The following is a 19,173-nucleotide window of genomic DNA, read 5'->3' as shown; positions in this document are numbered from 1 at the left end:
GATGTTCCAGAACGCCGACGAGGCCAAGAAGTACATCGCGGACGAGGACGTCAAGTTCGTCGACGTCCGCTTCTGCGACCTGCCGGGTGTGATGCAGCACTTCACGATTCCGGCCACGGCCTTCGACCCCACCGAAGAGCTGGCGTTCGACGGCTCCTCGATCCGCGGCTTCCAGGCCATCCACGAGTCCGACATGGCGCTCCGCGCCGACCTGTCCACCGCGCGCGTCGACCCCTTCCGCCGCGACAAGACGGTCAACATCAACTTCTTCATCCACGACCCGATCACGGGCGAGCAGTACTCCCGTGACCCGCGGAACGTGGCGAAGAAGGCGGAGGCCTACCTGGCGTCGACCGGTATCGCGGACACCGCGTACTTCGGTCCCGAGGCCGAGTTCTACGTCTTCGACAGCGTGCGCTTCAAGACCGCGGAGAACGAGTCCTTCTACCACATCGACTCCGAGGCGGGCGCCTGGAACACCGGTGCGCTGGAGGACAACCGCGGCTACAAGGTCCGCTACAAGGGCGGTTACTTCCCGACCCCGCCGGTCGACCACTTCGCCGACCTGCGTGCGGAGATCTCCCTGGAGCTGGCCGCGTCCGGCCTCCAGGTCGAGCGCCAGCACCACGAGGTGGGCACCGCCGGCCAGGCCGAGATCAACTACAAGTTCAACACGCTGCTCGCCGCGGCCGACGACCTCCAGCTCTTCAAGTACATCGTGAAGAACGTGGCCTGGCGCAACGGCAAGACCGCGACCTTCATGCCGAAGCCGATCTTCGGTGACAACGGCTCGGGCATGCACGTCCACCAGTCGCTGTGGACGGGCGGCCAGCCGCTCTTCTACGACGAGGCCGGTTACGCGGGCCTGTCGGACACCGCCCGCTACTACATCGGCGGCATCCTCAAGCACGCCCCGTCGCTGCTGGCCTTCACCAACCCGACGGTGAACTCCTACCACCGACTGGTCCCCGGCTTCGAGGCCCCGGTCAACCTGGTGTACTCGCAGCGCAACCGCTCCGCGGCCATGCGTATCCCGATCACGGGTTCGAACCCGAAGGCCAAGCGTGTGGAGTTCCGCGCGCCCGACTCCTCCGGCAACCCGTACCTCGCCTTCTCGGCCCTCCTCCTCGCGGGCCTCGACGGCATCAAGAACAAGATCGAGCCGGCCGAGCCGATCGACAAGGACCTCTACGAGCTCGCCCCCGAGGAGCACGCGGGCGTCGCGCAGGTCCCGACCTCCCTCCCGGCCGTCCTGGACCGCCTTGAGTCGGACCACGAGTTCCTGCTCGCCGGCGACGTCTTCACGTCCGACCTGATCGAGACGTGGATCGACTACAAGCGCGCGAACGAGATCGCCCCGCTGCAGCTGCGCCCGCACCCGCACGAGTTCGAGCTGTACTTCGACGTGTGATCGAACCGTAGCCGTACGGCTTTCGACGGTGCCCCCGTTCCCGTTTCTCGGGACGGGGGCGCCGTCGTATGGTTTCTGGCACGATTGTTCGAGAGAGACGACGGGGAGACACGGGGATGCCCGGACAGGATGACGACGAGCACGAGTTCGACATCAAGTGGGCGGACAACGCCGAGCTGAAGGAGCCCTCCGCGCGGGCCCGGATGCTGGCCGCGCGCTGGAAGGAGAACCCGCCCGCGCCACAGCCCTTCCGCGCCGATCCCGGCCCGAGAACGCCGCGCCGGTCGTCCTGGGTGTCGACGGTGATCGTGTTCGGGTGTGTGGCGGGGCTGATCCTGCTGATCGGGTACATCAACTACCGGTCGTCGTACTAGCCCCGCCCCGCCGGTGTCGCCCGGGCGCACAATGGAAGGCGGGACGAGTGCCTGCCTGAGTGCGGGGTGGTACGGATGTCGAAGCGGTTCCGGAGTGATCCGCGGCTGGCTGTGCGGATGACGGTCACGATGTTTCTGCTCGGACTGTTGTACGTGCTGTTCGTGGCCGCGTTGATCGCGCTGCTGAAGTCCTGGGTGCTGGTCGTGGTGATCGCGGCGGGGCTGCTGGGGGCGCAGTACTGGTACTCGGACCGGGTCGCCCTGTACGCGATGCGCGGGCGGGTGGTGGAGCGGGAGGAGTATCCGCGGCTGCACGGGGTCGTGGACCGGCTGTGCGCGGTCGCGGACGTGCCGAAGCCGAGGGTCGCGGTCGCGGACATGGAGATGCCGAACGCGTTCGCCACCGGGCGGAACGCCGATCACACGGTGGTGTGCGTGACGACCGGGCTGCTCCGGCGGCTGGAGCCGGACGAACTGGAGGGTGTGCTCGCCCACGAGCTGTCGCATGTGGCGCACCGCGATGTCGCCGTCATGACGGTCGCCTCGTTCCTCGGGGTGATCGCCGGGCTCGTCGTGCGGTTCGCCTTCTACTCGCACATGTTCGGCGGGCGGCGGGACCAGAACACCGCCGTCGTGTTCAGCGTGGTGATGGGGATCTCCGCCGCCGTGTACGTGCTGAGTTTCCTGCTGATCCGGGTGCTGTCCCGGTATCGCGAGCTGGCCGCGGACCGGGCGGGCGCCCTGCTCACCGGGCGGCCCTCGGCGCTCGCCTCCGCGCTGACCAAGGTCACCGGGGACATCGCGCGGATCCCGACCCGGGACCTGCGCACCGCGCAGGCCTTCAACGCCTTCTACTTCACCCCCGCGCTCGGCACCCGGCCGCATCTGGCCCGCTTCTTCGCCACGCATCCGCCGCTGGAGCAGCGACTCGACCAACTGGGCCGTATCTCGGCGGAGCTGGGCGCGGCAGCGACACCAGGCTCCGCGGCACCCGGCTCCGCGGCACCTGAGTCCGCGACACCCGAGTCCGGGACGGCGGGCTCCGGGACGGCGGGCTGACCGGCCATGGGGCTCCTGGACATCATCCTCGGCCGTACGAAGCCGGTCGCACCCGACCTCGACCGGCTCTTCGCCCTGCCCTCGGCCGCGGTCACCCTGGAGGCGGCCGTCTCCCTCACCCCGACCGGAACGGGCGCGGTGTGCTTCGCGACCGTCGAGGGCGCGGCCTTCGACGACGTACGACGCGAGGTGCGGGCCCTGCTGGACGCGGACGCGGGGCGGACGGGACCGCCCGTCGAGGTGGAGCGGGACGAGTACGGCTACTCGTGGCTGGTCTCCCGGCGGGGGCCGCACGACCTGCCCGCGCTGGTTAACGATCTGCACGCGGTGAACAGCGCCCTGGAGAGCGACGGGTTCGGGCCGCAGTTGCTGTGCTCGGTGGTCGGCTTCCAGGGTGGAGGCGGTGGGACGGAGGGCGGGCGGCTCGGGCTGGTCTATCTCTACAAGCGGGGGACGTTCTATCCGTTCGCGCCGCTGCCGGGTGCCGGGCAGCGGCGCGACAACGCGCTGGAGCTGCGGGTCCGGGCCGTGCTCGGTGACGATCTGCGGATCGAGCCCGAGCTGAACCGGTGGTTCCCGGTCTGGGGTGCCCCGGGGCTGTGACCCGCCCGGGGCACCCAGTCGGCCGGCTCGCTCCGGCTCGCCGCTACTTGTTGCTCCCGCCTCGCTCCTGCCGACGGGTCTCGTGGGGCCGCTCGCGGCGGTAGCGGCGCTCCCACTTCGCCTGCTGGTCACGGCGATCGCGGTACGCGCGGTAGGAGGCGGGCTGGGCCGGGCCGCCGCCCGCCGGGGATCCGGACGAGGACGCGGACGACGAGCCGCCCCCCGTGCGGCCGTAGCGGACGTACAGGTAGAGCAGGGCGGCCGCGGCGAGCCAGAGGACTTGGTTGGAGAAACCCATGACGACCAGAACCGCGGTCGCCGAGAGGATCAAGGTGCCCATGACGGGACTCCTTGGAGCGTGGCGTGGGTGATGGCTCGATGATGTGATGGCGTGACGACGGAAGAGTAGCCCCGGGACCGGAAAGTGGTGCCTGCCCTGCACGGGCCCGGTGCCCCCGGCGACTCCGCGGCGCGTATTCAGGATGCTCTTGTGACACCTGCGTCGGCATCCCATTTATCGGGATGCCGGGCCCATGGGGTTCGACGATCAGGGTGGGCGGCGACACGGCCGAATTCACCGTGCGGTACGCGTAGTCGGCCGACGGCGGCCAGGGCTACGGCAGGGCTCGTCGGCCGGACCGGACGGGCGGCAGCTCCGGCAGCCGGTCCCGGCCCTGGCCCTGGCCCTGGCCCTGGCCCTGGCCCTGGCCCTGGCCCTGGCGTTCGAGTACGGCGATCGGCTGACGTGGGCCGGTCGCCGGTGCCGCCCGATTGTCAGTGGTGTCCGAGAGGATGGCTCCGGAGATCTCAAGGGGCTACGAGCGGGAGGCGGCAGGTATGGGGGACGCGAGGCGGTACGTCGGTGTGGCCGAGCGGCGGGGCCGGCTGGCGCTGCGGCAGCGGTTGGCCGGATCTGTGCGGGCGGCGGGCCCGGAGGAGGTGGCCGGCTCACTGGTCGCGCTGCACGGCTCGGACCCCGCGACGGTGTATCTGGCGGTGGGTGCGCGGCTCGCCGACCCGGGGCGGACGGTGGCCGAGACCGAGCGGGCGCTGTACACGGACCGGGCCCTCGTCCGGATGCACGGCATGCGGCAGACCGTGTTCGTGTTCCCCACGGACCTGACCGCCGTGGTGCACGCCTCGACCGGCATCACCGTCGCCGCCAAGGAGCGAGCCTCGCTGCTCAAGAGCATGGCGGTGGCCGGGGCCCCGGACGCGGCCTGGCTGAAGGAGGTCGAGGAGTCGGCGCTGGCCGCGCTGGCCCTCCGCGGCCAGGCGACGGCGGCCGAACTCGCGCAGGACGAACCTCGGTTGCGGGAGCGGTTCGTGTACGCGGCAGGGAAGAGTTACGAGGGCGTGCACACCGTCTCGACGCGGCTGCTGAAGGTGCTGGGCGTGGAGGGCAGGGTCGTACGGGGACGGCCGCTCGGCTCCTGGACGTCGAGCCAGTTCCGCTGGGCCGTGGCGCCCCCGCACCCCGAGCTGGACGTGGCCGAGGCGCAGGCGTCCCTGCTGGGCCGGTGGCTGGCGGCCTGCGGCCCGGCGACCGAGGCCGACCTGAAGTGGTGGACGGGGTGGCGGGTCACCGAGGTCCGCCGGGCGCTGGCGGCGATCGGGGCGCGGGCGGTGACGCTGGACGAGGGCACGGGTATGTGACGGCCGACGCCCGGTCCTCGACCCGGTCGAGCCCTGGGCCGCCCTCCTGCCCGCCCTCGATGGGCTGGCAGCAGCGCGACTGGTATCTCGCCCCCGAGCTGCGCGCCGCGCTCTTCGACTACAGCGGCAACGTCGGCCCGACGGTGTGGTGGAACGGCCGGGTCGTGGGCGGCTGGGCCCAGCGGCCCGACGGCGACATCGCCTGGCGCCTGCTGGACACGACCGGGATCGACGGGGAGGCGGAGCGGGCGATCACGGCGGAGGCGGAGCGGTTGCGGGGGTGGCTGGGCGCGACCCGGGTCACGCCGCGCTTCCGGACGCCGTTGGAACGGGAGTTGGGGTAGGCGGGCGCCCATGAGTGGGGGGGGCTGGTGCGTTGGCGAGTGCGGGTGATTCGTGGTTGCTCGCGCAGTTCCCCGCGCCCCTGAAAAGCAGGGGCTGCGCCCCGTGCTTTTCGCCTTTGGGGGCACCCCCACCGGACCCGCGCCGGAACAACCCGGCGAGGCACGCAAATGTGCCGGGCGCCCGAGAAAAACCCAGGCCACCCGGCACCACCGGCTCACCCGGAGGGACACTCCTTCCACGCCAAGTGATAGACCGTGCTGATGTCACCGTCCGTCGAGTCCATGGTCATGAAGCTCGTGCTGTTCGCCGGCGACGTCCCCTTGTTCACGCGCAGCTCGGTGTTGATGTTGAAGTTGCGCTCAACACCACAGGGCGCCCACACCAGTTGGGCCCAGTCGGTCTCGTCGGTGGTCTGCCAGTTGTCCTCGTAGGGACCGCTGAACGCGTGCGTTCTCGCGGCCGTGTCCGGGGAGCCCTGGAAGTAGTACGAGGCCTTCTCCGTGCCACTCGCGCCGCTCTGGAGCGAGGCGAAGCCTCGGTAGTCGACGCTCGCGATGGCGTAGGTGAAGCCGCCCGGCACATGGACGATCAGGTTGAGCTGGCAGTTCTTGCGGAACGCGGTGGAGGGGGCGCCGCCCCCGACCTGGGCGAGATAGTCGCTGTAGGTCACCGTGAACGCGGTGTTGTCGGGCGAGACGGCGACCGCGGCCGTGCCCTGGGGACAGCCGGAGCCGTTCACCGTGGCGACCTTGATGACGATCTTGTCCGGGGGCGGGTCCTCGAAGGGGGACTCGGCCTGCGCGGGAAGCGCACTGGCGAACAGGGCGGCGACGGCGCCGCCCAGCAGGAGACCACGAACCATGGGGGGTTCTCCAATTAAAGGCATGCACATGTCAACAGACATGCACGAGGACCCCTCACTCTGTGAAAGAGCTGTGAAGACCGAGGGGCGACCGCATCGTATGGAGCCCGAGCGGGCATGGCTAGAGCGATCTCCGGCCAACCCTGGCGGCCGGAGATCACCCTTCTCTCCCGCCGCCACCTCCACCGCCTCCACCACCTCACCACCTCCACCTTCCTCCGGCCCACGGGGGCCTGTTGGGCGCCGACCCCCTCGACGCACCGGTGCCGCCCACCCCGAGGAGTGGACGGCACCGGAAGATCGGGCGGGCGGCGTCAGCGGTCGTTCAGCGGCTGTACCGCATCAGCGCCCGCACCATGTGGCACGTGGTGTCCGACGGCGGATGCACACCGATGGCCTCCGCCGTGCTCCGGATCGTCTCGTTGCGCGCCTGGTTCGGCATGTAGAGACCGGAGTCGAGCAGGGCGATCGCGAGGCGCATGGCCTTCAGACGCCGGTTGTGGGTGATGTACCACTCGCGCGGACGGCCCGGCGGCAGCGTGTGCTTCACCACCGGCTCGTAGGGCAGGTCGAGCAGGACGGGACGGTGGGCGGTGGACTGGGTGGGCAGCGGCTTCGACTTCAGTGCGGCAGCGGGCACGGACATCCTCCTGTCGCGGTCTGGGCGCCGCCGGAATCCCCCGTCGGCAACCCTCGAACACTGCTCTTATTTTACTACCCCCCACTGACAATCACCCCTGGCCAGAAGGCTTTTCGGGGGCCCTGTGACACACGTGGAACACGGGTTTTCGCACGGCCTTGGCTACGGTTGTCGGCATGGAGATCTGGATCAATCCGGCCTGTTCCAAGTGCCGCAGCGCGGTCAGCCTGCTCGACGCCGAGGGCGCCGACTACACCGTCCGCCGCTACCTGGACGACGTCCCGAGCGAGGACGAGATCCGCGACGTACTGAACCGGCTCGGGCTCGAACCGTGGGACATCACCCGCACCCAGGAGGCCGCCGCGAAGGAGCTGGGCCTCAAGGAGTGGGCGCGGGACGCCGATACGCGCGAGCGGTGGATCACGGCACTCGCCGAGCACCCGAAGCTCATCCAACGGCCGATCATCACCGCGGACGACGGCACAGCGGTGGTGGCCCGCACGGACGAGGCCGTACGGGACGCGCTGTCCCGGTGAGGGCCCGTCCGACCGAGCCGGCGGCCCCCACCCTTTGTGTGGTCCGGGTTACTTGAGAGTTTCCTGTGACCATTGAGTAACTTCGTTCGACATCTCCTACGTAGCGGCGTACTCGTCCGAGCCGACGGCCCATCCGAGGGCCGCCGGGAACAGGAGGCGCGCATGTCGCGTAGGAGAACGCTCAGCACGAAGAAGAAGGTCGCACTGTTCGTGACCGCGGCGGCGGTGGCGGGCGGCGGGGCCTTCGCCATGGCGGCCACGTCGAACGCGGCGCAGACCGCGGCGGAGTCGAGCGTCTGTCAGGGCCTGGCCACCGCGCTCGGCAACAACGAGCGGTTCATCGCGGACCAGAAGGCGAACCCCGACGCCCAGTCGGCGGCCCGCGTCACCAACCGCGAGGCGGTCATCGCCCAGATCAACGTCCAGCAGGAGGCGTCCGGTTGCGTCGTCGGGGAGTCGGCTCAGGGCTCCCAGGCCGCGCAACCCGCACAGCCCGCACAGCCCGCACAGCCCGCACAGCCTTCGGCACCGGCCACGGAGACCGGGGGATCGGCTCAGGACCCCCAGGATCCCCAGGGCGACGAGGCCGCAGGGGACGCGGGCGGCGCCGGCGAGCAGGTCTGCGACGGCTCCACCGTCACCCTCTCCGGTGAGGGCGGCGCCCCGGCCGCGTCCAGCGACCAGTTCCCCGCCGGCACGAAGCTGAAGGTGACCAACCTGGACAACAACAAGTCCACGACCGTCGAGGTCACCTCGGTCTCCGGCAGCTGTGTCCTGCTGAACGACTCCGCCTTCGAGGAGGTCCGGGAACCCGGCAAGTTCCTGATCCGCCGGGCGCTGATCGAAAAGGTGGGGTGACCCTCTCGGGGTAGCCCTCCCGATACCCGACAGTCGTGGGCCCTGTCGCTCTCCGCGGAGAGCGACAGGGCCCACGGCGTCCCCCCGTCCCCCCATCGCATACGAGCCGGTCCGCACGGTGCGTGAGACGCACCACAGAGGCACCAGGTAACACGGGGTTCACATTCGAGCAATGATCGGGAAATCGCATGTTGACAGGCTGCCCGGCATCAGCGCGGCGTTTCAGTGCCGCAGCGCCGCAGCACCCGCACATGCGCCTAGAGACCCACCCCGAAGGATGAGGCCCGTGACCTTCAAGGCTGAGTACATCTGGATCGACGGCACCGAGCCGACGGCCAAGCTCCGTTCCAAGACGAAGATTATGGCCGACGACGCCAAGGGTGCCGAGCTGCCGATCTGGGGCTTCGACGGGTCCTCCACGAACCAGGCCGAGGGGCACTCCTCGGACCGGGTGCTCCAGCCGGTCTTCTCCTGCCCGGACCCGATCCGCGGCGGCGACGACATCCTCGTGCTCTGCGAGGTCCTCAACATCGACATGACGCCGCACGAGTCCAACACACGTGCCGCGCTGCGTGAGGTCGCCGAGAAGTTCGCCTCCCAGGAGCCGATCTTCGGCATCGAGCAGGAGTACACCTTCTTCGACGGCGAGCGCCCGCTCGGCTTCCCCGTCGGCGGCTTCCCGGCCCCGCAGGGCGGCTACTACTGCGGCGTCGGCGCCGATGAGATCTTCGGCCGTGACATCGTCGAGGCCCACCTGGAGAACTGCCTCAAGGCCGGTCTCGCCATCTCGGGCATCAACGCCGAGGTCATGCCCGGTCAGTGGGAGTTCCAGGTCGGCCCCGTCTCGCCGCTGGACGTCTCCGACCACCTGTGGGTGGCCCGCTGGCTGCTCTACCGCACGGCCGAGGACTTCGACGTCTCCGCGACGCTGGACCCGAAGCCGGTGAAGGGCGACTGGAACGGCGCCGGTGCGCACACCAACTTCTCCACGAAGGCGATGCGCGAGGGCTACGACGCGATCATCACCGCGTGCGAGTCGCTGGGCGAGGGCTCGAAGCCGCTCGACCACGTCAAGAACTACGGCGCCGGCATCGACGACCGCCTGACCGGTCTGCACGAGACCGCCCCGTGGAACGAGTACTCGTACGGCGTCTCCAACCGTGGCGCCTCGGTCCGTATCCCGTGGCAGGTCGAGAAGGACGGCAAGGGCTACATCGAGGACCGCCGTCCGAACGCCAACGTCGACCCGTACGTCGTGACGCGGCTGATCGTCGACACCTGCTGCACCGCGCTGGACAAGGCCGGCCAGGTCTGATCCACGCCGCGAACTCCGAGAGGGCGTCCACCGGTTCCGGTGGGCGCCCTCCGGCGTTGTCAGTGGGGCGTGTCATGGTGAGGGGCATGGAGATCAACGGGGGCGACGAGGCCCGTATGAAAGAGCCCGTCAGCATGGACGAGCCAGTCGGTGCGGACGAGTTGGCCCGTACGGACGCGGTCGGTACGGACGAGTTGGCCGTCAAGGTCAAGACGGAGAACTGGCAGACGCACGCCCGGATCACGGCGGGGCGGTTGCGGGAGCTGGTGGAACGGATCGGGGACGAGGACGACCGGTTCCTGGTCGTGCAGCGGATACCGGACATCCCCGATGTCTTCATCCAGGTCTGGCACGAGCGGGGCAGCGGCGAGTACCAGCTGGAGCGCCGGGAGGCCCGCGACCTGTTCTTCGGGGCGGTCCTCACCGACCCGGAGCGGGTCGCGGCGGCCATGACCGGCTGGGCGCGGCGGACGGCGGGCTGGGAGCGCGGCATCGAGTGGAGCCTGGTCGAGCACGACGCCCCCGAGGAGGTGCCGGAACTCCCGGACGACGTACGGGAGCAGGTCGAGGAGCGGGTACGGGAGCTGCTGCGCTGCGGATACGACGACCGGGACGGGCTGAGCGAGACCGCCGAGGACTGTCTTGTCGACGGCGACGACCGGCCCGTCTCCTCCGCGCAGGCCCGGCAGCTCGTCGACCGGCTGTGGGTGGAGCGGGTCGCCGAGCAGGAGACCTGGGACGGGGTCACCGACCCCGAGCGGCTCACCCGCGCCTTCGAGACGCTCCGGGCGGCGCACGGCATCACCGCCCGGGAGAACTTCACCTGCTGCCGCAACTGCGGTACGAGCGAGATAGGCGCCGAAGGACCGGATGACGCCCCGGGGTTCGTGTTCTTCCACTCGCAATGCACCGAGGGCGCCGCCGGCGGGCACGGACTGATGCTGCTGTACGGCGGGTTCGACGGCTCCCCCGACACCACGACCACCGTCGGGCGCCAGGTCGTCGCGGCGCTCGCGGCGGAGGGGCTGTCCACCGAGTGGGACGGCGATCCGTCGAAGAGCATCACCGTCACCCCGCTGGAATGGCGGAAACGCCTGGTCGGATGAGGTCACGGCACATCCCCGTCACATCGGCGAAGCGTCCAAGCGGTGAGAGGAGGGGTCCTTTCGCGGGGCGGTGTCTGCTTCAATGGGCTCATGGCCAGCTTCCAGAACCGACGTGCGACGGGTCGCCATGACCTTGAGCCCTTCTGGCCTTCCCGTCAGCACCACGACTTCGACCGGGTGTGTTGCCGCGCGATGAACGCGCCGGCCCTCTAAAGCCGTACACCCCGGCCTTCGGTCGGCGCGACACGACGTACGTCCCTCGGCGGACCCGACCACGAATCGGGCGCCGAGGTCTCCCGGACGAACCTCTCGCGCGAAAGAGCTGACCTCATGGCGAAGACCCGTTCCCTCTCGACCGCCGCTCCTCTCTCCGCCGCCGCGGGCTCCGCCCCGGCCGCCGCCGTGCCCTCGCCCCTCGCCTCCCCCCGGCATCGACTGCGTGCCGTGAGCCGGGACGAGGTCGTCGACGTGGCGGACTTCCTGCCGCCGGGCACCACCTGGCTGCCCGCTCCCCAGCACACGCTGCCCACGCTGCCGGGCCGGCCGCCGATGATCGGCTACCTGGTCCTCGTCCCGGCCGACCGGCGGCCGCCGGTGCCGCCGTTCGCGGTCCCGGACGAGGGGTCGGCCGACGGCGCCGGTGCCGTCGGCGCCGGTGCCGGTTCCGGGGACGAGTTGGTCCGGGTCGACACCGTGCAGCGCACCGCCGAGACCGACGGGCGGCCGCTCGACCTCACCTACCTGGAGTTCGAGCTTCTCGCCCACCTCGTCGCGCACCCGAACCGGGTGCACACCCGCGACCAGTTGGTCACCACCGTGTGGGGCTACGGACATGTGGGCGACGGGCGGACCGTCGACGTCCACATCGCCCGGCTGCGCCGCAAGCTGGGTGCGGAGTTCCGCCAGGCGATCCAGACGGTGCGACGGGTCGGGTACAAGTACGCGCCGCCGCTCGGTCGTTGACAGCGGATCTCCTGCCGGCGGATCTCCTGAGAGCAGATTCCCGTTCCGTACCGGACGCCCGGCGGGCAGGCTCGTCGGTATGAGACTTCTGTTGCTGGGTGGTACGGAGTTCGTTGGTCGCGCCGTCGTGGAGTCGGCGCTGGCCCACGGCTGGGAGGTGACCGTCTTCCACCGGGGACGGCACGCGCCTCCGGCCGGAGTGCGGTCGTTGCGGGGCGACCGCACGGCACCGGACGGGCTCGCGGCGCTCGCCGACGCCGCCGGTGAGGGCGGGTGGGATGTCGTCGTCGACACCTGGTCGGCGGCGCCACGGGCTGTCCGGGATGCCGCGCGGCTGCTGGCCGATGCGGCCGACCGGTATGTGTACGTGTCGAGTTGCTCGGTGTACGACTGGCCGCCGGCCGCCGGGTACGACGAGCGGGCGCCGCTCGTGGCGGGGGCCTCGGCCGACGCGGAGCAGACGGACTACGCCCGCGACAAGCGGGGCGGGGAGCTCGCCGCGATCGAGGCGTTCGGCACCGACCGCTCCCTGCTCGTACGCTCCGGGCTGATCCTCGGGCCGTACGAGAACATCGGGCGCCTCCCCTGGTGGCTCACCCGCATCGCCAGGGGCGGACCCGTCCTGGCGCCCGGCCCCCAGGATCTCCCCCTTCAATACATCGACGTCCGCGATCTGGCCTCCTGGGTTGTCGGCGCCGCGGAACAGCGGCTGGACGGCGCCTACAACCTCGTCGGGCCCCCGGGTGTGACCACCATGGGCGCACTGCTCGACGCTTGCGTCCGGACGACCGGCGGCACGGCCGAACTCCGGTGGACCGCACCCGAGTCGGTCCTCGGGGCCGGCATCGAGCCGTGGACTCAGCTGCCGGTGTGGGTACCGTCGCGCAGCGACCTGTACGACGCCCTGCACACGGCAGACGTGTCGCGAGCCGTGCGGGACGGACTCCGCTGCCGGGATGTGGAGGAGACCGTACGCGACACCTGGAACTGGCTGACGAGCCTCGGCGGCGTCGCCCCACTCCGTCCGGACCGCCCGGTGCCGGGTCTGGACCCGTCGGTCGAGGCGAAGGTGCTGAGCCTGTAGCCGCGCCCACTGACGGGGCACCCCACGCCGAGGCCGACCGGGGATCGGCACGTGGGCCAAGGCAGCGGAGACGGCCACAGGCGTGCACGCCCGTCGCCCCCGACGCGTCCCGCGGTGACCGGCATCGAACCGGGGGGCGGAGGGGTGCGTATCGGGACCGGGACGAGGCCGAGGTCGGGGGCGGGGCGGGGCCGGGGGTTGGCGGCGCTTCCCGGCACCCGCACGGCGCCACCGCGCCCACCCGTACCGCCCCAGCGGCACGATCGCCGGCAGTTGATCCGGGCAGCGGGGACGCCTCAGGCACGCGTGCCCGCGGCCCCGACGCCTGTCGCGGTGACCGGCATCGGGCGCGGGGAGGCGGGACGGGGCTGGGATCGGAGCGGCGCCGCGCGGCTTCGAACCAGCCGGAGTCGAGCGGACGACCAGGGGCATGCGACGGCGGCCCGGCCAGCTATCCGGTCGGTGATCCGGTCGACTGCCGTCCCGAACTCCCCTATAGATCAGCCGAGTTCGGGACCCGGACCCGGACCCCGGTAGCCCTCCCCGGGCGGCGGCCCCCGCCCCCGCCCCCGGAGCGGCAGCTCAACGTCACGGAACAGGTGATCACCCGACACAACCGCCGTATCCTCGCCAAAGCCACCTGACGGCGTCATTCGGCATGTGGCGGCGGTTCTCGTCCATCTTGGTCAGGGTCGGTGAAACACTCCCTTCCCGGACTCCGCCAGGGGCCTTCACCGCGCACAGGCCGTAGGGGATCAACAACTCCTGGTGTTTCGTGGGGTGTTGAAACCAGTTTGTCCCACGAATCTCTCATCAGTTTCTGAGTCGCCTGAACACTCCTGGGACGAGCCGCGTATTTGATGGAGCCGCTTCACTCCTGTCGGGCGCCTCGATGCCCCGCAAGGAAGTCAGAGGAGTTCCATGGGACGCAACACAAGGAAACGACGTTCGCCGCTGGCCGTTCGGGCCATTGCCGCATCCGCGGCGCTCGCGGTCGCGGGTGGCGGGCTGGTTTGGGCAAACTTCTACGCCTCAGCCGGTGAGTCGAAGTCCAAGCAGAACAGCACACTGGCCTCCGCTCAGGTGGCCACCATCGACTGCCCCGACGTCGGCCAACAGCTGACGAGCGTGCCTGAAAAGGCACGGGCGGGCGTCGCCAAGGAGTTGGCGCTGCTGGATCAGCAGATCACCGCCGCCTACAAGCGCCTCGCGGACACCCGCCAGGCACAGGCCGGTGACGCGGGCTTCGTCAACAACGCCATCCTCAGCCCGCTGCAGTCCAAGCGGACGGCCACCCTCGACCGGATCGGCATCAACATCCGGAACGCGGGCGGCAAGACCCCGCAGGGCATGGACCAGCTCGCCGGCTGCAAGGGTGTCGCCGACCAGACCAACGCCGGAGGCGGCCAGAACCAGGGCAACGACGGTCAGGACCAGAACCAGGGCGACGGCCAGGACCAGGGCGACGGTCAGAACCAGGGCGACAATGGCCAGGACCAGGGCGACGGTCAGGACCAGGGCCAGGACCAGGGCCAGGGCGGCAACGGCCCGGTCGCGGCCGACTTCCAGGACATCACCCAGGTCCAGCCCAACGGCGGCCCGCAGGGCGTGAACGGAAACGGTCTCGCCGCGAACGGTGACGGCGGTTCGACGGGCACGTTCACCACGGCCTGTGGCACCAACGAGAACGAGCTCCGCAACTCGGACAACGTGATCGTCGCCCCGGGTGTCAGCAACGGTGCCCAGCACCAGCACGACTACGTGGGCAACCAGAGCAACAACGCCTTCGCGAGCGACCAGGACCTGGCGAACGCCGACACCACCTGCCAGAACCAGGGTGACAAGTCGTCGTACTTCTGGCCGGTCATCCGTATCCAGGACGGTACGCAGGACATCGACGCGGGTCAGCCCGGTGGCGGCCAGGACGGCAACGTCGGCAAGATCGTCGAGCCGAGCCAGGCGGAGCTGAAGTTCGTCGGCAACAAGACGAGCGACGTCGTCGCGATGCCGACCGCCCTGCGCATCATCACCGGTGACGCGAAGGCCTTCGTGAACGGCCTCAACAACGCCAACACGAACTGGAGCTGCACCGGCTTCGAGGACCGCCAGCTGACGGACAAGTACCCGATCTGCCCCGACGGCAGCTCCGTGGTGCGGACGTCCTTCTTCCAGAGCTGCTGGGACGGCCAGAACATCGACAGCGCCAACCACCGCACGCACGTGGACTTCGTCGAGGGGAACGGCAGCTGCTCCAACGGCTTCCAGGCCATCCCCCAGCTCCAGGTCCGCCTGGTCTACGACGTCCCGGCCCCGCAGATCCAGAACGGACAGATCGCGAACCCCTTCGCGGTCGACTCCTTCCCGGACCAGCTGCACAAGGCGATCACCGACCACAACGACTTCATCAACTTCTTCGACGAGAACACGATGAACCAGGTGGTCGACTGCATCAACAGCGGCCAGGACTGCCAGTAGTCCTGAAGCAGTAACGAGGAAGTCGGCGGTGGGATCTCCCACCGCCGACTTTCGCTTGCGCCCGAACCCGACCCGCCCGGTCAGCCACTCGCAGTCAGCCGCTGTGGCTGCCGCTGTTGTTGTGGCTGCCACCGGGGTTCATGTGCTCGGACCCCTCCTGCATCTCCCCGCCGAGCGAGCCCTGCAGCCCGGTGACCGTCTTCTCATCGCCGATGGCGACCCACTTGCGGCCGACGAGGTAGTAGCCGCCGTAGTCCTTGGCACCTGCGAGCCATTCCGCCTGGCCGCGGTCGGTGGCGAAGGTCGCGAGGACGAACTTGCCGTCGAAGTCGCCGTCGGTGTTCTTGCAGAGGGCCTGCCGGATCGTGTCGGCGTCCGTCTGCATGTCCGGCTTGCAGCCGACCTCGCCCGCGATGTGCTCCAGGGTCCCGCTCGCCGTCTTGGGCACCGTCTCGCCCTCGTCGGCCGAGCTCGAGCCGCAGCCGGTCAGCGCCAGCAGAGCCGCGGCCGCACCGGCCGCACTCAGGGCGAGCCCGCGCACCGCAAGCCTCTCGTGCGTCATTTTCATCCGTCGTCCCTCCGGTCCATTCCGGCGATATGAACTCGCCAGCTCCGTGCGCACCGTTGAGCACAGGCGTCCGTCCGGTTAGCGTGCCGCATCTGTCGACACAGGGGGCACACAGTCATGAACTCTCCGTCGCGACGCTCGGTGCTGGGCTCGGCCGGTGCCATCGGCCTCGGGACCACTCTGGGACTGACGGTCCCGGTCCACGCCGCTGAGAGCCCCGGCCAGGGCCCTGCCTTCGATACGGCTCCCGCCCGCTCAGCACTCAATCGGATGCTCCCCGGCCACGCCGATCAGTTCCGGCTCACGCTCGTCAGGAGGCAGGGTACGACCGACCGTTTCCGGGTCACCGGCACCACCGGGCGCCTCCAGGTGCAGGCCACGACCCCGGCCACCCTGCTCATGGGCGTGCACTGGTACCTGAAGTACGTCTGCGGGGCGCACCTCGCCTGGAACGGCAGCCGGCTCGACCTGCCCAACCGCCTCCCCGCGCCCGCCCGGCCCCTGGAGAGATCCACCGCCCTCCCCCACCGCTTCGCGCTCAACGACACCAACGACGGCTACACCGCCCCGTACGCGGACTGGCCGTACTGGGAACACCAGATCGACCTCCTGGCGGCGCACGGCTGCAACGAGGTGCTGGTCATCGCGGGTATGGAGGCCGTCTACCACCGGCTGCTCAAGGACTTCGGCTACTCGGACGAGGAGTCCCGCGCCTGGCTCCCCGCCCCCTCCCACCAGCCGTGGTGGCTGCTGCAGAACCTGTCCGGCTACGGCGGCCCGCTCTCCCCCGAGCTGATCGCGCGCCGGGCCGCGCTCGGCCGGCGGATCGCGGACCGGCTGCGCGAGCTGGGCATGTCCCCCGTGCTGCCCGGCTACTACGGCCATGTGCCCAAGGAGTTCGTGGCGCGCAACGGCGGCGACGCGCGGGTCGTCCCGCAGGGAATCTGGCACGGTTTCGAGCGCCCGGACTGGCTGGACCCCCGCACCGACTCCTTCGCGGGGGTCGCCGCCTCGTTCTACGGTCATCTGACGGACGTGTTCGGCGAGGCGTCCCACTTCAAGATGGACCTCCTCCACGAGGGCGGCACGGCGGGTGACGTACCGGTGCCGGACGCCGCGCAGGGCGTGGAGCGAGCCCTGCACAAGGCCCGCCCCGGCGCCACCTGGGTCATCCTCGGCTGGCAGGAGAACCCGCTGCCGGAACTCCTCGACGCCATCGACAGGTCGAGGATGCTGATCGTCGACGGCGTCTCCGACCGCTACACGAGCGTCACCGACCGGGAACGCGACTGGGGCGGCACCCCGTACTGCTTCGGCACGATCCCCAACTTCGGCGGCCGTACGACGATCGGGGCCCGCGCGCACCTCTGGAACGACAAGTTCTTCGCCTGGCGGGACAAGGCGGGCAGCGCGCTGGCCGGTACGGCGTTCATGCCGGAGGCCACCGACCGCGACCCGGCGGCCTTCGAGCTCTTCTCCGAACTGGCGTGGACGCCGACGAAGATCGACCGGGCCGCCTGGTTCTCCTCGTACGCCGACTTCCGGTACGGCGGCCGCGACCGCTCCGCCCGCGAGGCCTGGCGGGCCTTGCACGACACCGCCTACCAACAGCGGGCCGTCGAGCGCAGCGACCCGCACGACTCCCTGTTCTGTGCCCGCCCCGACCTCGCCGCGGACCGCGCCGCCGAGTACGCGCCCCGGACGCTGACGTACGACCCCGGTCGCTTCGACGCGGCCCTCGCCGGACTGCTGGGCGTGGCGGGCGGGCTGCGTGGCAACGCGGCGTACCGGTACGACGTGGTGGACGTGGCGAGGCAGGCGCTGGCGCACCGGAGCCGCCAGTATCTGCCGCAACTGCGGGCGGCCTACCAGCGCGAGGATCTCGAAACCTTCCGCGCCCTGTCCACGCTCTGGCTGCGGCTGATGCGGCTGTCCGACGAGGTCACGGGCGCGAACGGCGCGTTCCTGCTGGGCCCGTGGGTGAACGAGGCACGGCTGATGGCCACGAACGACGCCGAGCGGGCGGAGTTCGAGCGGACGGCGAAGGTCCTGATCACGGTGTGGGGCGGGCGGGCGACCTCCGACACGGGGAACCTCCACGAGTACGGCAACCGGGAGTGGAACGGCCTCATGGCCGACTTCTACGTCCCGCGCTGGCAGAAGTGGCTCGACACCCTGGAGGACGCCCTCGCCACGGGGACCGCGCCGGCGGCCGTGGACTGGTTCGCGTTCGAGGAGCCGTGGACCTGGGAGCGCAAGGACTATCCGCTGCGGCCGGTGGGCGACGCGTACGCGCTGGCCGGGCGGGTGCGGAGCGTCCTGGCGCGGGCGCCGTACCAGGGGGCCCTGACCGTCGACGCCGAGCCGCCGGTCCTGCCGCCCGGTGGGAGTGCGCGGGTTTCGGCCGAGTTCCGCAATGTCAACGGGCTGCGGGCGACGGGGCGGGTGGACTTCGCCCTCACCGGCTTCGAAGGCACGGCCGAGCCGGAGGGGACGACGTCGGTCGCGAGCGTCCCGGCGGCGGGCTCCGCCACGGTCCGCTGGCGCGCGAGCGCGCCGGGTGCTCCGCTCGACCGTCCTCTCCGGCCTCTCCCCTGCACCGTCACCGTGCGGTACGGCCCTCGTGGTGAGGACCGGGTCGAGGGGCGGGTCGACGGGACGCTCTTCGAGGCGGGGCCGTTGGGTGCGGGGTGGGACACCTACACCGACAACGAGGCCGTCTTCGGGGAACTGGAGGGCCGATTCGCCATCGATGGCGGTGGGGTGGATCTCTGGCGTGGCACGACGGAGTTCGGTACGGCGTACCGGGCGGGCGGGCTGCGGGACGGGGGGTCCGTCACCCTCCGGGTCGACTCCCAGGCGGTCACGGGGAACTGGGCTCGGGCGGGGATCATCGTGCGCAACAGCCTTGCCACGCCCGGCTCTCCGGGCTTCCTCAACCTGGCGGTCACGCCGGCGAACGGGGTCGTGCTTTCTTACGACAGCACGGGGGACGGGACGCTCGACACGTATCGGCGGATCACAGGGATCAAGGCGCCGGTGCTTCTTCGGTTGACGCGGGGGGCCTCCGGCTCCTACACGGGTGAGTGCTCCATGGATGACGGGGGGACGTGGCGGGCGGTGGGGGTGGTGAGTGTGCCGGGGGCTTCTGGTGGGGCTCAGGATGTGGGGTTGTTCATGAGTGCGACGAATGGGGGGAGTGGGGTGCGGGGGACGGTGGAGTTCAGCGGCTGGGTGCTCAGGTAGCTTTCCTCGGTTGTCGGTTGTCTGCGAGTCCGCGGCCCCGCGGATGCGGCAACGTGACCATCGGACCATTCG

15 protein-coding genes and 2 pseudogenes are annotated in these 19,173 nt (G+C 70.4%); 13 read left to right on the top strand and 4 right to left on the bottom strand.

Annotated elements, in window-relative coordinates; translation table 11 throughout:
• Position 1 precedes the first annotated feature (1 nt).
• The 4 genes and pseudogenes from glnA to pspAB all read left to right on the top strand — a co-directional run bounded on the left by glnA (position 2) and on the right by pspAB (position 3,447).
• Complete coding sequence (gene glnA, locus I8N67_RS15065; protein WP_200303587.1) at positions 2 to 1,411, top strand: type I glutamate--ammonia ligase; 1,410 nt, start codon at positions 2 to 4, stop codon at positions 1,409 to 1,411.
• Between the two features lie 116 nt (positions 1,412 to 1,527).
• Positions 1,528 to 1,785 carry an SCO2583/SCO2584 N-terminal domain-containing protein gene (locus I8N67_RS15060; protein WP_200303586.1) on the top strand — a complete coding sequence of 86 codons (258 nt, stop codon included), beginning with the start codon at positions 1,528 to 1,530 and terminating at the stop codon, positions 1,783 to 1,785.
• A gap of 75 nt (positions 1,786 to 1,860) precedes the next feature.
• Positions 1,861 to 2,772 (top strand): annotated as a pseudogene (htpX, locus tag I8N67_RS15055) (zinc metalloprotease HtpX); the annotation flags it as partial.
• 78 nt (positions 2,773 to 2,850) lie between these two features.
• Positions 2,851 to 3,447 (top strand): PspA-associated protein PspAB, encoded by a 597-nt coding sequence (gene pspAB / locus I8N67_RS15050; protein ID WP_200303585.1) that lies wholly within the window; start codon positions 2,851 to 2,853, stop codon positions 3,445 to 3,447.
• 43 nt (positions 3,448 to 3,490) lie between these two features.
• Here pspAB and I8N67_RS15045 read toward each other — a convergent pair whose 3' ends face one another.
• Positions 3,491 to 3,787, bottom strand: coding sequence for a hypothetical protein (locus I8N67_RS15045; protein ID WP_200303584.1), 297 nt, complete (start codon positions 3,785 to 3,787; stop codon positions 3,491 to 3,493).
• 497 nt (positions 3,788 to 4,284) lie between these two features.
• Between I8N67_RS15045 and I8N67_RS15040 the strand changes: the two are divergent.
• Positions 4,285 to 5,447: pseudogene (locus I8N67_RS15040) on the top strand (winged helix DNA-binding domain-containing protein).
• A gap of 215 nt (positions 5,448 to 5,662) precedes the next feature.
• On the opposite strand, the gene I8N67_RS15035 reads toward I8N67_RS15040, so the two are convergent.
• Both I8N67_RS15035 and I8N67_RS15030 read right to left on the bottom strand, forming a co-directional pair.
• The gene (locus I8N67_RS15035) at positions 5,663 to 6,310 is read right to left on the bottom strand and encodes a DUF4360 domain-containing protein (RefSeq protein ID WP_200303583.1); all 648 of its coding nucleotides are present in this window, start codon (positions 6,308 to 6,310) and stop codon (positions 5,663 to 5,665) included.
• A gap of 325 nt (positions 6,311 to 6,635) precedes the next feature.
• Positions 6,636 to 6,950 carry a hypothetical protein gene (locus I8N67_RS15030; protein ID WP_200303582.1) on the bottom strand — a complete coding sequence of 105 codons (315 nt, stop codon included), beginning with the start codon at positions 6,948 to 6,950 and terminating at the stop codon, positions 6,636 to 6,638.
• Positions 6,951 to 7,126: 176 nt separating this feature from the next.
• Between I8N67_RS15030 and I8N67_RS15025 the strand changes: the two genes are divergently transcribed.
• The 7 genes from I8N67_RS15025 (at position 7,127) to I8N67_RS14995 (ending at position 15,287) form a co-directional block, all read left to right on the top strand.
• Positions 7,127 to 7,486, top strand: coding sequence for an arsenate reductase family protein (locus tag I8N67_RS15025; RefSeq protein WP_200303581.1), 360 nt, complete (start codon positions 7,127 to 7,129; stop codon positions 7,484 to 7,486).
• Positions 7,487 to 7,648: 162 nt separating this feature from the next.
• Positions 7,649 to 8,344 (top strand): SCO2207 family protein, encoded by a 696-nt coding sequence (locus tag I8N67_RS15020; RefSeq protein WP_200303580.1) that lies wholly within the window; start codon positions 7,649 to 7,651, stop codon positions 8,342 to 8,344.
• 286 nt (positions 8,345 to 8,630) lie between these two features.
• The gene (gene glnII / locus I8N67_RS15015; protein WP_200303579.1) at positions 8,631 to 9,659 is read left to right on the top strand and encodes a glutamine synthetase; all 1,029 of its coding nucleotides are present in this window, start codon (positions 8,631 to 8,633) and stop codon (positions 9,657 to 9,659) included.
• 134 nt (positions 9,660 to 9,793) lie between these two features.
• Positions 9,794 to 10,765, top strand: coding sequence for a DUF6891 domain-containing protein (locus I8N67_RS15010; RefSeq protein ID WP_200303610.1), 972 nt, complete (start codon positions 9,794 to 9,796; stop codon positions 10,763 to 10,765).
• 330 nt (positions 10,766 to 11,095) lie between these two features.
• On the top strand, positions 11,096 to 11,728 hold the full coding sequence (locus I8N67_RS15005) for a winged helix-turn-helix domain-containing protein (protein ID WP_200303578.1): 633 nt from the start codon (positions 11,096 to 11,098) through the stop codon (positions 11,726 to 11,728).
• A 79-nt stretch (positions 11,729 to 11,807) separates the two neighbouring features.
• On the top strand, positions 11,808 to 12,812 hold the full coding sequence (locus I8N67_RS15000) for an NAD-dependent epimerase/dehydratase family protein (protein WP_200303577.1): 1,005 nt from the start codon (positions 11,808 to 11,810) through the stop codon (positions 12,810 to 12,812).
• A 921-nt stretch (positions 12,813 to 13,733) separates the two neighbouring features.
• Complete coding sequence (locus tag I8N67_RS14995; protein ID WP_200303576.1) at positions 13,734 to 15,287, top strand: DUF1996 domain-containing protein; 1,554 nt, start codon at positions 13,734 to 13,736, stop codon at positions 15,285 to 15,287.
• A 94-nt stretch (positions 15,288 to 15,381) separates the two neighbouring features.
• On the opposite strand, the gene I8N67_RS14990 is transcribed toward I8N67_RS14995, so the two are convergent.
• A complete protein-coding gene (locus I8N67_RS14990; RefSeq protein WP_200303575.1) occupies positions 15,382 to 15,855 on the bottom strand; it encodes a hypothetical protein in 474 nt (157 codons plus the stop codon).
• 117 nt (positions 15,856 to 15,972) lie between these two features.
• On the opposite strand from I8N67_RS14990, the gene I8N67_RS14985 reads away from it, so the two are divergent.
• The gene (locus tag I8N67_RS14985) at positions 15,973 to 19,101 is read left to right on the top strand and encodes an alpha-N-acetylglucosaminidase (protein WP_200303574.1); all 3,129 of its coding nucleotides are present in this window, start codon (positions 15,973 to 15,975) and stop codon (positions 19,099 to 19,101) included.
• The last annotated feature ends 72 nt before the right edge of the window (positions 19,102 to 19,173 follow it).

The sequence above is a fragment of the Streptomyces adelaidensis genome (genome assembly GCF_016598475.1).
Taxonomy (GTDB): domain Bacteria; phylum Actinomycetota; class Actinomycetes; order Streptomycetales; family Streptomycetaceae; genus Streptomyces; species Streptomyces adelaidensis.
The sequence above is the reverse complement of the archived record's forward strand: the minus strand, read 5'-3'. Positions and strand labels throughout refer to the sequence as shown.